Source organism: Rahnella sp. BCC 1045 (assembly GCF_019049615.1).
Taxonomy (GTDB): domain Bacteria; phylum Pseudomonadota; class Gammaproteobacteria; order Enterobacterales; family Enterobacteriaceae; genus Rahnella; species Rahnella contaminans.
In genome coordinates this window covers 197012-210262 of the sequence record NZ_JAFMOZ010000144.1, presented here as the reverse complement: position 1 = coordinate 210262, position 13251 = coordinate 197012, and the positions used below count along the sequence as shown (strand labels likewise).

General features: G+C 49.1%; 10 protein-coding genes. All 10 read right to left on the bottom strand.

All coding sequences use genetic code 11. The features are described 5' to 3' along the window. Positions 1 to 143: 143 nt before the first annotated feature. The 10 genes from J1782_RS25285 to J1782_RS25240 all read right to left on the bottom strand — a co-directional run bounded on the left by J1782_RS25285 (position 144) and on the right by J1782_RS25240 (position 13251). Positions 144 to 1826 carry a phage tail protein gene (locus J1782_RS25285; protein WP_217154186.1) on the bottom strand — a complete coding sequence of 561 codons (1683 nt, stop codon included), beginning with the start codon at positions 1824 to 1826 and terminating at the stop codon, positions 144 to 146. Between the two features lie 67 nt (positions 1827 to 1893). Then, entirely contained in the window at positions 1894 to 3300 is a 1407-nt protein-coding gene (locus tag J1782_RS25280) for a hypothetical protein (protein ID WP_217154185.1), read from the bottom strand. Positions 3301 to 3309: 9 nt separating this feature from the next. Next, entirely contained in the window at positions 3310 to 5340 is a 2031-nt protein-coding gene (locus tag J1782_RS25275) for a right-handed parallel beta-helix repeat-containing protein (RefSeq protein ID WP_217154184.1), read from the bottom strand. Positions 5341 to 5363: 23 nt separating this feature from the next. Next, positions 5364 to 6812 carry a hypothetical protein gene (locus J1782_RS25270; RefSeq protein ID WP_217154183.1) on the bottom strand — a complete coding sequence of 483 codons (1449 nt, stop codon included), beginning with the start codon at positions 6810 to 6812 and terminating at the stop codon, positions 5364 to 5366. Next, positions 6813 to 7940, bottom strand: a complete 1128-nt coding sequence (locus J1782_RS25265; protein ID WP_371819831.1) for a baseplate J/gp47 family protein — start codon at positions 7938 to 7940, stop codon at positions 6813 to 6815. Positions 7941 to 7944: 4 nt separating this feature from the next. Continuing rightward, positions 7945 to 8346: a phage tail protein gene (locus tag J1782_RS25260; protein WP_217154182.1), complete on the bottom strand. Its 402-nt coding sequence runs from the start codon at positions 8344 to 8346 to the stop codon at positions 7945 to 7947. Between the two features lie 7 nt (positions 8347 to 8353). Continuing rightward, complete coding sequence (locus J1782_RS25255; protein ID WP_254303170.1) at positions 8354 to 8971, bottom strand: phage baseplate assembly protein V; 618 nt, start codon at positions 8969 to 8971, stop codon at positions 8354 to 8356. An 8-nt stretch (positions 8972 to 8979) separates the two neighbouring features. Further along, complete coding sequence (locus J1782_RS25250) at positions 8980 to 10095, bottom strand: phage late control D family protein (protein WP_217154180.1); 1116 nt, start codon at positions 10093 to 10095, stop codon at positions 8980 to 8982. Then, complete coding sequence (locus tag J1782_RS25245) at positions 10095 to 11087, bottom strand: hypothetical protein (RefSeq protein ID WP_217154179.1); 993 nt, start codon at positions 11085 to 11087, stop codon at positions 10095 to 10097. The genes J1782_RS25250 and J1782_RS25245 overlap by 1 nt, the downstream gene beginning before the upstream one ends. A gap of 10 nt (positions 11088 to 11097) precedes the next feature. Next, entirely contained in the window at positions 11098 to 13251 is a 2154-nt protein-coding gene (locus tag J1782_RS25240) for a hypothetical protein (protein WP_217154178.1), read from the bottom strand.

The following is a 13251-nucleotide window of genomic DNA, read 5'->3' as shown; positions in this document are numbered from 1 at the left end:
ATTATAATACATCCCTGTTTCACAGAATTTATCTGTCATATCTACAAAGTAATACCCTTCAATGCTAAATGAATCATCATTTGCAACAATTGTATTTGCTACTTGAATTGAACCATTTGGGATCATCGCGAGCGATACAGTCATTATGCATATTCCTCTATAATACAGATTCCTGAAGCACCATTTGCACCCGCAATACTAGATGCAGCACCCGGACCAGCGGCATTTCCACCACCACCTGATCCATAACCTCTTCCAATATTCGGGGAGGTTGTTCCATTAATTCCACCGCCACCGATACCAAACTGGCTATCACCACCTCCGCCTGATTTTATTCCATTACTTGCAACTGAAATGTTGAATGCTCCAGTTCCTTTATCACCAGGAAGCGAGATAGAAACATTCGTTCCTGTTGATACGAGACTCGAAATATTATCAGAGGCAAGAGTACCAGCTCCGCCAGCTGCACCTACTGGGCCACCAGCACCACCTGGAGATACTAAGTATGCTCCAAATGACGTACTGCCACCCGACCCACCATTTCCACCTGCTACGCCAGCACCTGCGGTTCCGACAATGATAGAAACAGAAGATGATGGGACAGCCATAAGCCCTGTATCTCCATATGTGCCACCATTACCACCGCCGCCTGATGCAATTTGAGAGCCTGATGTTGAAAGGGTACCACCACCAGCACCACCACCACCGACCTGCTTGCACCTGATTTTTGTAGTGCCAAGGGTCGGCGTGTAGGTTCCACTAGATGTGAAGGTTTGGATATTTAGAAGCCTACCAACAGACTGTGCTGCAAGGCTGCTATTGAGTAATGACAATGGTACTGCATGGTTTGATTGCGTAGGCGAAGCAACGGGCAGAGCCCCGCCTGAATTTCCGCACAATACCCATGCTGTCAGCGTGCTATTCCACTCTACCTCGATAAGACCATTAGCGATGATTTCACCCCCCTGCAGCGCTTGGTTTGCATGAGAATAAAGCGGATATGCAGTATTGCCATTCGGTGCAAAAGTTGACGCCCCAGTGTTGGCCGTTTTTGCTTTGAAAGTCAGGCGCATCCCATCAACAAGTGTTGGAAGTTTCGGCACAAACGATGCCACGTAGGTATTTGCTGAACCGGTGTCGGCCGCATAGGTCATGGTGCATTTCTGGATAGCATCGACAATGCCGGAAACCGGCAGGAAAGGCGCATTTGCAGCCAAGGAAATGTTTGCTGCGGTGATGGTGGTCGCGCCCTGAGGTACGGTTATTACCCATGCTGCCGTATACCCTGTATCAACAGACGGCGTTGTCTGGGTGCCAGTCGTAGCCGCTACACCTGCTTTCAGTGCTACAGTACAAACGCCTGAACGGACAGTGTTCTGGGCAGTACCAGACCCATTTGGCCCACTGTAGGCTACTGATGGGTTGGCTGCATTGTAGTAAGGCAGCACGGTAGCACCGGAGTCAACATCGCTGTATGTCACCTGAACCAGATAATTGATGCTCTGCCCTGCCGTGGTCGGCGCGGTAAGTGTGAACGATGTCTGGCTGAGAATAATCCCCTGTTTCAGGATGGTATTAACGGTATCAGCTGCCAGTGAAGAATAAGCTGTAGCATCCACGTTCTGAAGGCTGTAGATTTCACCGCGATCAATGGTAACAACCATTGATGCCGGACTTGTTGGAGCCGCTGTCAGACCTCGCAGATACGTGTTTGTGCCCATTACCGTAGCTGCAAGCTTGCTCAATGCAACCATCGTGTATTTGTTTGTGTTCAGTAAATCTGTTTCAAGGGGGATAGCCCCCGGATAAATTATCTGACGATCCATTATTTATTTTTCCCAATAAAAAACCCGCCGGAGCGGGTTATTTCTGTGATTGGAGGTGGGGTGTAATTCAGACCATTGAGTTATAAAAAGTTGACATCTGAGCAATCGTTAATTTCGAAGGGAAATAAATAATTCGCTTTATCGTTCCATTAAACGGGAGGGAGGTGCTATTACTAGTCCCAAATCCCCTCCCAATTAAAAGCCTACCGAATGAACCAACAGAAGTTGCTAATGATGCTTCTGTAGAGCCAAAATCGTCATATGTAATGACGTCTCCTGAATCGAAAGCCACCATCCCTCTGTATAATTTCCCTGCGGGTGCCACGTTGTGCTTCGTGTTAAGAAATGTTGAGGCCGATGAAACATAACTTGAAACCTGCACAGAACCATTGTTGGTCGTTAGCGGCTTTTGTGTGAAGAACAAATAGTTTGCTGAACCATCTGTGTTTTCTAATCCAAAGAATGAATTGCCAAGAACCATAACCCCTGCCGGTGACTGATTGACTCCGGGCATATAAGCCTCAACGAAAACTGTTCCACCGGTGAGTGAAAGGAAGTTTATTGTTGAAACATTGGCATTAAGTACATCAATAGGCCTGGTAAATGATGCACCGCTGGTAACCATGTAAGGCGTAGGTGCCTCACGAACTTCAAGCTGACCTCCCCAGACATAAGCAGTTAATCCTGTTCCTGTGTAAGACGGTTGCATTGTGCTTCCGGGAGCATTATTGATGAACGCAAGGCCTGCGCCCCCAGCGGAATACGTTGCATACACTTTTATCGACAGGGAAATTCTGTAAAAGCCATTTGGCTCAGCAGTGATCCCCGCCTGAACAGCATTGGCAGACATTTTTACACACCTGCCGGTCTGTAGGTCAAAGTTTGCGTAGGTCGTACCTGATAGCGTCGCCAGCGCATACAACTGAACGTACCGTGCCGTGCCTGGCTTCACGTAAATACTAAAGGTCAGATAGTTTCCCGTTGCCGTTGCTGTGGCATTCGTCTCTTCTATCGTGTGGAGCGAAGAAGCTGAGCCGTCACTTATTAGGGTCGCGGACGCATTCCCGTCAGGTGCTATTGCTGACGCGGCAGTTGTTGTTACGCCTGTTTTTGTCCACGATGATTGAGAGAAATCTTCGCTGTAAATAGCAAGATTGGCGCTGGAATTATGAATAGTGCATCCAAGCCTATTCTTGGTTACGGCATCATACTGAATGGCAAGTTCGCCTGATGCAGCCTGCCTGATAATGCCATCAACTCCGATTACAGATTTAACAGATGCTCTTGAGAAACCTAGCAGATCTGAAGGCGTCGTCGTTCGGGTTACGTTACCTGTTGAAATGTCTTTACCAATATAAAGACCTGACGCGAAATCCAGATATAGAGAGGCATTATTCGGCATTGGAGCATTTGCAGCCGGTAATACCGACGAGTCTCCTTTATAAGCCGAGTTTGATATCACATTCGTAGCCATTATTTATCCTTAGTTGTACCCAGGATTTCTACCAAAGGTGACGCCTGTCTGGGTTCCAGTCAGGTTTACAGGTGTGGTGGTGTTTCTTACAAAATGATTTTCAGCAATATCAATGCTTGTCAGAGCGCCCGTCCCCGCAATCCCATATTTCTGCGTTGCCGTCGTTTGGGTGTCTCTTAATTTATTCGCTGATATGGAGCCGTATGTAACGCTGGCATTTAGCACGATTCCAGACCCGCCAGTTGATGTGTTTTGTCCGTTATTGAAGATTCGGTTATTCGTGATATCCAAATTGGTCACGCTTCCATTAACCAGCCTTATTCCATCAAGCTGATTTCTGGCAATGCTATTTCCATCAATCCATGCGTCAGAATATCCGTTCGAGCCCATAGTCATTTCAATACCATAAGCACCATTATCCTCAATTTTATTTCCCTTCCAGTCATAACCCGCGCCCGCAACGCTAGAGCCATCATACTTAATACCCGATAGCACGTTACGGCTGACATCATTACCCTGAAATATCCCTCGGGAGCCGGGGGCAGGTCTTCCGTCTGAGGTAGGAACCAATGTACCGGTATTCAGCAGAAACCCGTATTGATTACCGCAAAGATGATTACCAATCGCTACGAGTCCATCAAGTCCGCAATCGCCGAGGCCACCATAATTCCCCGTGCAGGTATTGCCTGAAACGATGGTGTAACGACTGTGATTCGTTGAGTTTGTGCGCTGCTGCCATTCGAAGAATATGCCGAAGTTTTTGTTGTTCCTGTTCACCGTTCCTGCAATGTAAAGCGGTTCATCAAGGTTGCCGCCAACGCCTATACCAATGCCGGAAGCACCGGGTGAGCCATCAGCAGCCGGAGCAAGTCTCCCGCAGTTTTCAGTGATCACATTAGTAATTGTTGAGTCATATGCGTAGTCAATGCCGAGCCCGGTCGCACCCGTATTAATTATCTTCAACCGGTTGAAGAAACAGCGCTTGAAGAACTGGAAATACATCCCTTTGATGCTTGATGTATAGCCAGATGTGACTGTTACCTGATCTTGACCATCAATGCCAAAGTCAGAGAAAACACAGCCAGTGAGGTATGCCGCAGTGGACTCAGCATCGAACGCCGACAGGCTACCCATCGGCCTGAAGATGGTCGCATCCATACCATCGCCTACCCAGCTAACCCCATTCAGTGGAAGGATGGGTTTAATTACCCCCCAATTTCCTTTTGGCACATATATGACTCCTCCCCCATTAGCACTTACGGTTGCCGCAAGATTATTGAGGATGAATTCGTTCCTGTCCCCAAGTTCATTGCGCAGTCCAGCATCCCGCGCATCATATACCTGACGGTTTGCGATCAGATTCAGTAATTGCTCTTGGTTTCTCTTGATGTTCGACTGAATTGTTCCTGGCAGATCAGGGATAGATATCCCTCCCATTTCATCAGCCACATTGAAAACCGCACTGTTGCTATCACTCATCAGGTTCAAGTACGGAGAGCTGTTCTTTTTCAACCGAGATAATTGAGCCTGTACTGTCTCAGTGCTACCGGGCAAATACAGGCCTCCGAGTTCGTCCTGAACGAGAGTTGGCAAGCCAGTTGAGTCCTGCGTGCTTGAGATGAGTTTTGAAGTACTCAGGTTAAATCTGGCATTAAGAGCCGAACTACCGACCTGTTGAGCAACGGCAAGAGCAACCCCGGCATTATTCAGGTAGTAGATGAAGCTGGTTTCGCTGCTGGTCCCCTGTGGCACCCTGAAATACTGACCAGATGTCGTGGATGCCAGCCCAGCGGCAGAAGTAGCATAAGTCGTTCCACCATCAGAAATTGACTGTGCATTAGCTGCCGCCAATTGTGATGCCGCCATAGCGTTTTGAGCTACTTGGCTATTTTGCGCCGCTACATCCGCAGAGGCTGACGCCGCTATTTGATACCCACTAAGCTCTGTAATTTTAGCCGTGACCGCATCAGCTAAATCTGCTTTAGTTGCCAGATCATTAAACTTGGCGGCCTTTGGAATTTCACCATCAACAAATGACATGCTACTCTCCCGAAACTGTTGTGTTAGAGCTGAGATTCGCCGATAACAAAATCAATCCCTACCCTTCGTTTAGCTGGGTCTGGCTGAGACAAAATATTCACCCATGCGATCGTCCCTTCCATTTTCACAGAAGCAACGGCGGCATAGATTTGAGCATCAGTAACAGAGCCTGTAAGCATGGTCTGAGAAGCGTACTCGCCGCGTGAGGCGATGCTGTAGCCTGAAGGTGTTGAGCTGTAACCGGCGACAAATGGAATGCCTGCGCCTGAAGGGCGATATGCGGTGACGAATGCCTGATAGGGGATGAGTTGTGAGCCGTATCCGCCAGTCAGTCCATAGCCACCGAGGAAGGTTGAATTGGTGGTCATGTTGTTTATAGGGGTGTCGGCACCTCTCATGAATGAGGTTGACAGAGTGGGAATATAACTTGTCTCTGAAGACCCTGACTCTATCTGTGCCCCATAAATTAATATTCCTGAGCTACCATCTCCTGCAAATGTCGCGCTGCCAGATAAATATACCCACAGTTGCATCGTTACGAATGAGGCTGCTGCTGACGTCGTCACTGGTAGGGATACTCTGTACCAACTATTGGCTAAGGCGGTTACTTTGGCGGTTACCGTTCCTGCAACAATTGAACCAGTTGATGTATCTACAACCGTATCCAACAGAAATCCTGCAGAGTCCCCCGCTCGAATCCTTAATTGTGAATAAGCGCCTGACTTAACATAAATTGAGAAAACATAAGTGGATCCTCCAGAGGCACTTAAAGACTGCGTACCTAATACATGTGTATTGTTATCAGTGGTAGGCACTAGGTAGGTGGCATTGTTAGTGCCGTCCGGAGCTATCCCTGCGTAGGCAACTGGAGTGCATCTTGTTTTTCCCCATGTAGCCGCAATAAAATCAGAAGAAAATGGGACTATATTTGTATTAGAAGGCTCAACTAATAATCCATTTGTTGATAATGAGTATGGATTGGCATCATATCTAACAGTGTTAGGCTCGGCATATCGCACGATCCCAAATGTATCGACATACGAGCCAATCGTGCTTCGAGACACAGCTACTGCCGCACCATATGCGCCTGTATCCAGCGGCCTTTGTGGTTCGAAGATGAAAGGCGTGTTCCCTGTCAAATCCTCCAGTATTTTCTGCACTGAATGCCGGGTTCCCCGCTCGCGGAACAAGTTAATCTTTATTCCATTGCGGAACACATCATCTGACTGCCCCGACGTTCTTCCATAATTGGTTCCAAAGAAGTCATAAGCAATAAGGTCGAGCCAGCCATCAGTGGCCGTGTTTATTCTCGTCTGAAGCTGAGCATAAATATACAGCGAGTAACACCAAGTCAGCGCCTGAGCACAAGCGGTAAGGATTGCGGTGAGAAATGGATGGTCATCACCGAACCATGTTGGAGGAAGTAACGCCTTCAGGCGTGCGAGGATATCATCTTGATCACCAGTAGCCATTTAGCTCACCGAAATTGTACCGGCTCGAATAACCTGCTTCCCTGAGGCTGCGAGGTCAGAAGTGCCACTGTTGAGGGTAACTGCTGAGACGTTTGTTACGAGAGAACTTGCTCCGTACGCAATGGTCGCCAGTTGCGTGTATGGAAGAAGCTGTCCAAGTGACAGACTGGCAATGTAGGTCTGAAGCGCATTGGTGACGATCGTAACGATGTCTGAGTGAGTAGCTGAAGGGTCAGTCGTGATAGTCATAACAACGTTCGCCGTTACCAGCGTCGGCGCAAACACACCAAACGTCACCGTGAAACCGCGCACCGCATCAATGGCAGCGTACGCGGCTGAGAGGAAGGTGCTCGATGGCGAGCCACTACCATCATCAACTACAGCGTAGAAATAGCCGGGCTGCGGCGTTCCGTTATAGGCGTAGTTCTCTGTCAGGGTGTAGGTAACGCCGGTTTGCATGCTCGATAAGGCATACCCAATGGCTGCTTTTGTCGCCTTGGATAATGACGCGATCCAGAGAACAAAGCGTGCTCTGAAGGCATCATCTGACTCAGCATCTTCACCATTTGTGAAAGTGGTGGTGTTTGTCACCGTATCGACGTACTGAATTGAGCCAGAAATTACAGTGATAGTGCCAGCCTGCGCATTACCTGCTGCGCCTGCGGTGTTAGCCTGTACTGGCACTATCAGTGAGCTCACACCTGCGGCAATAACATAACCCAATTGTGTAGGGTCATAGGCCGCATTGGTCGTATCGGTAGTGACTGTGTAGATCTGCGTTCCGTCAGTGGTTGTAACCTCGGAACCCACAGGAACCAATGCCTGATTGGTGGCTGTGAAACGGCTAAATGTCACCAGTCCAGTAGCCTGTACCGCTGACAGTCGAGTGAAGCTGAAATCTGCCATCCAACTATCAAGGTCTGCGCCGGAGCAGGTGGCGGCTCGTGTAGTGACAAGCAAATTAACAATGAGTTTCTGTATCCACATCGCAACTGCGGAGTTTGACTCGACAATAGCCCGCAAAATACTACCGATTGCCAGATCAACAAGTCCGGCAGCGCTTGCCTGCAATGCAGTGACCTGTTCGCTCACCAGATCAGAGAACGCTTTAATGTTTATAGATGCCACGCGATTACCTCGTCACGTCAAAACTGAGTGTTGCGGGAGTGCCGGAAACGGCATCTGTGTACTGAATTGAACAGCTGACGCCCCCATCTATCAGATTCAGAGTGATGACCGGCTCGGGCGACGTTGCTACGCAATCCTCAAGTAGCGCCTGCCCAAGTATTAGAGACTTCCATTCGTTGAGGTTGATTGATTGACCAACCTTTTTTCCTAGACCAGCCCCATATTCAGGATGGAAAATATAGTCTGGTGAAGTGCTTGCTTCATTATCATTTGCTGGCATTGCTGGATTTGTCATCAATCGCCTTAATAGGCGCTGTTTTCCACGCTCGGTGTCTGAAACTGGGCGCAGGTCACCCGTCGGCGAGGTGCTAATGTCACCGCCGATATAGTGGTAAAGGTCATACATGGGTCACCTACATCTGAGTGGTCGGGATATTTGTTGATCCGCCGCCGGTCTGAACGCCGTTGTGGACGTGAGCGTCGAATATGTCACGAATTTTCTGAACCGTGTCTTTAGCTCCGTTCTGGTCTTTGATGCTTCCAGAAACCTGAAGATCACCGTTCACCTGTGTGTTTGCTGCATTGATCGTCAGACCGGAAGCGAAATTCAGTGTGCCAGTCCCATCGCCGTTCATGACAACTGTTGAGCCGCCACCATCGGTTACGGTCACCTTTTTGTTATTGGTGAGCTTGATTGAGGAGCCCGATGAGTCGATAACCCAGAACTGACCAGAAGGCGGACCCGGACAGCGATCGACATCATTGAAGAACTGACCAACTGCCATTCCGTTACTTGCATTCCCAGAATCAAACTCGACAGAAATAACCGCGCCAAGCATTGGTCCAGCAACTAAACCGTATCCGTTGCCAACCCACGTTGTAGCGAGCGGTATCCATCCTGTCTCCTCTCCAGTTGGCTGTAACTGAACTTTGACTGAGTAGGTTTTCGGGTCGTAAGCGGTTACCGTTCCCTGACGTGTTCCAGTAAACCCAGCATTAGCTTGCTGAGCCCTGCCAGTTACGGCATTCATTAATGCTCTCACTGTGAAACCTCCAATGCAGGACTGTGGTTTTTCCCTGAGATGGTCATCGTGTATCCGGTATCCCAACTCAATGTACGGCGCACGCTGTCGCAGTAGTAAAGTTGGTCAAACGGGCTTGCTGTCCCCTCAATACGCACCATCGTTTCAGGAGTAAGCAGATTGTCGCCAGCAGTCGAGCCGGTAAATTTCATCTCATGCTGGATGACATCACGGTAGATTTTTTGAGCCAGCGCGGTCGCTGCTTCAGGTGAAAGGCCGTTGCGAATAACCCTGTAAACCTGAGTTTTCGACGTCGCATTGCCTGGTGTTGTGCCTTTGGCATACTTGGGGTAAGAGGCTACAAACTGTTTGTTTTTACGCTTAGCATTCCAACTCAGCACTTCCACTGTCACGCCCTTGGAAATCGTCAGCGCACGGGAGAATGAAAGGTCTTCTGACATGTTGCATTGCGGGTAAGCGAGCATGCCCGGCGGCTGCCAGCGGATCACGTAGTTATCAGCTTTTGCTGGGTCAGTTACCGGCGCGAACACCAGATTCTCGCCATCGACGTAAACATTGAAGTTCTCTATGCCTGCCAGCGTGGTTATCAAGTCCCATTCCGTTTGTTCACCGGTCAGGTGCGCTGAGTCTATTTGGTAGAATTCGCCAAACCTGCCAGTCGTTGCCGTGACTACTGGCGTCAGGCCGTGCCGCTGAGCAAGAATTGTCGCTATCTGCGAACTGGTGTAGTTCTTAAAGCTTTCACCTGCTGATTTGGCATCAATCATCAGTGCTGTCAGGTCGCGCCCGTCAGCAGTTATTTCAAATCGTGCTGGGTCAAAGTGCCAGGTGTCGATGTTGCCAACAATAAGACGCTTTTCATCTGTGCCGGACTGACTGATAACAGAAACTGAAAGCTCAACTTTAATCGTGGTCTGCGCCGCCCAGTAACTCAGCAAACCCATATCTGCCGGTAATGCCGATGTTGCCAAAGTCAGGTTAAACGTTCCCGCACCTCTGAATGAGTTGTTCTCAACATCAAACGAGACAAAAGGAACCTCCACCCCATTCAAAAGACAACGCCCGCTGATTTGGCGGGCGCTGGAGGTAATAATCGGATTGTTTACGTCCATTATTGGCTCGTTGGGTTAGATGGGATGATGATCGTGTTGATACCGGTCAGTTGCGGGTCGGTCAGGTTGTTTGCTGATGCCAGACTACTCCACAGAGATGCGTCTCCATACTGGTCTGATGCGACCTGATAAAGATTTCCGCCGCTGAGTGTCACCGTCTTCACGCCGTCAGCCGTCTGCCCAGATTGCACGTTTTTGTTCAGTCTGCCGAGCACACTTTGAAGGCTGTAAAGCGCAGGTGTACGTGTTGTTAAATCGGCCTGCGTAAGCAGATTGCTGATAGTTTTTGAAATTGGATTGCCCGGAACAAGGCCACCAAGCGTAGTGATATCGTTAGCCGCTGATTCAAGCTGTCCGATTGTCTGCTGCACGATGACCTGTGCCGCTACTATCGGCCTGACTATCGTCTGAACGGTGTCCACAGTGGCATGTGCGATGTCAGTAACGGCTTTAACCGCAGTCTGAACAGTTGTTACCGCAGAAGTTACAGATGAAACGTTGATTACATCTGACAGCCCCAATGCTGTACCGACATCGCTATTCACCAGAGCGTCCAGAGCGCCGGTAAGGGCATCCACGCGCAGAGGTGAAGCGTTGCTCGATACTACGGCCACTTCAATCGTGTATGGCCTGCGGTAGATGAACTCATACGTTGGCGTAAACGCAGTGATGACCACGGTGAAGCTGTAGCCATCAAGCGTCAGTGTCACCTGCTCGCCTGCATCTCGCATTCTCTCCAGTTGCGTTACCCGGTCACCCGATTGCGCCCCTGTAAAAATACCTGACCATGACAGCGGGTCATACTCAACACCAAGAACATCAATCGTGCGTTTGCCGCCGATCATCTGATGCAGAACTGTCTTCTGTTTGCCAGGTATCGCTATACGCTCAGGGACTTCGAAATCAAGAAACTCGAAGCCCCCGAGAATTAGGCGAGTAACCGTTGGATCTAACCCCTGTGCGAAGTTATTCAGTGCGCTTGTGAACGACATGATCACTCCGTTAGTTGGTTGAGACCGCGCTTACTTGACCTGGGTAAGTCATCAGCATTGATGAGTCGAAAGCACTTGGGCCAGATGGGGCTTTTGTCGCTTCTCGCGTCTGATGCTTGGTGACACCGGTCGCTATCTGCTTACCATCCATATTAATCGTGCTGTTAACTTGGATTGTCTGACCGGTTTTCCCTGGCACTGGGACAGAGGAATTCTGATACATCGATTTCATGCCGTCGGCATAGCTCTGGGATGATGATTTACCCTGAGAGCCAACAGCGTTGGCATAAGCACCGCCATAGGTCGACGTATCAATCGCTGCTGGTTTCTTTGGACCGCCTGTTAAAAGATTGACGTCTCCCAGCAAATCCATTCCGCGATTCTTGACGGCACTTTGCTGGGAGGTAAGCAGATTTACACCTGGAATGCGGTTCATATATCCGATGATCGTATCGAACACATTATTAAAACCAATGACCAAATTATTGTAGAAGTTATCAAGAGACTTCCATAAACCCCAGTGACTCATGTAGTCACCAACTTGTGCTGCCCTCTTGATAATATCCTTCATTATCCCACCAAACTCATCACCCATCTTCTTGGCTTCTGGTTTGATTTTGTCCCAGTTTTTATAGAGCAAATACGATGCACCGGCTGCAGCTACAATTGCCCATACGACGGGACCACCAAGCAGAGTAGCGAAAGAACTTACCACCCCTAACGAGCCAACCAGCCTTGCAGCCATGATGGTTGCGCCTAAAAGCATTACCCCGCCAGATATGATTGTTAGGCCAGCAGTTACCGCCGCGGCATACATGCCAAACTTGGTCAGCAGAGGATGATCTTCAGCAAGCTTGCTCAGCGTATCTACGAATTTAGCCATGCCCATAGTCGCACTTGTTAACATTGGGATAAGTTGCATACCGAGCACTGCCTTGAAATTCGTCCATGCTGATGACAAGGCCATTCCAGCGCCGTCTGGTGAGTTTAAGTAGGTGTCGTAAGCTGCCCCGAAGTCTTGGGAATGACGGAAGATAGCGGCATCCTTTCGGAGTTTCTGCGCGTTAAGAATATGCTGTCCAAGGAATCCACCGGTATTACGGTTGAAGTTCTTAGCGATCATCTCTGCGACTTCAGTGTCAGTCAGATTTTTACCAAACCTTGCTCTAATTTTATCTGCCATGACTGCAGCTAACTGGTCTGGATTCGAAAACATCTTCACGTATTCCGGCTTAAGGCCGCCGCTCAGAAGCGACTCTCCCCCCAAGCTTTGCATGTAGATTTTTCTGTCTTCTGGCGACATGCCTTTCATGGCATTTTTCATCATCGTCATGCGGTCTTTACTGACGCTTTCTTCTGACATCCCCAGGTCAGCAAGGAATCCTTTTGCTTTTTTGTCCATATGACCACCGATCAGAGAACTGAACGTAGTCATTAATGCCGTACCTGATTGGAACCCGCCATTCATTGACATTAGGCCAGAGAACGCGCCGTAAAGGTATTGCGGATCAAGAAGCGTATAGGCCATCTTCCCTGACTGCGATGCCGAAAGGAAATCTTTAGGACTTACGCGGCCTTTAGATGCCAGTTGCACCTGGGACATCCATTCTAATTCTTTTTGGAACTCTGCTGGATTGTTAACCACCGCGCCGCCACGATGCTCAAGCGCTCTTGCCGCGGCGTTCACCATGCCGTCTTTAGCATGCTCGCCAAGTGCCATTCCGATGGTTGACTCGTACTTGGCAAACATTGGTGCCAGTTCGATTGAGTGGTGCAGGTCACCTAAAGCTGTGTGCAAGTCTTGAATTAATCGGATGTTACCGGCAATCGTCGTTCCAAGGATCTGATGCGAAACGTTTTGCGCCGTCGAGTTAACTTGCGCATTTTCCTGAACTGTAAGATTCAGTGTTTTGAAGTCGTTTTGGGCCTTCACAAGGTCGTTTGCAGCCTTAATGGTTGCATCCAGCCCTTTGGTGATCATCAGTCCAACACCAACCAAAGCTCCGCCTGCCAGCGTCATCTTGCCAATCTGAGCCATGCGCTCTTGGAACAATTGCGCCTGTTTATTCGTGTCGCCGAACTTACGAGAGATTGCGAGTAATCCGGCTGTTACATTCTCAGTAAGCGATACTTTCACCGCGACTTTATAGGCTTCAATATCCAT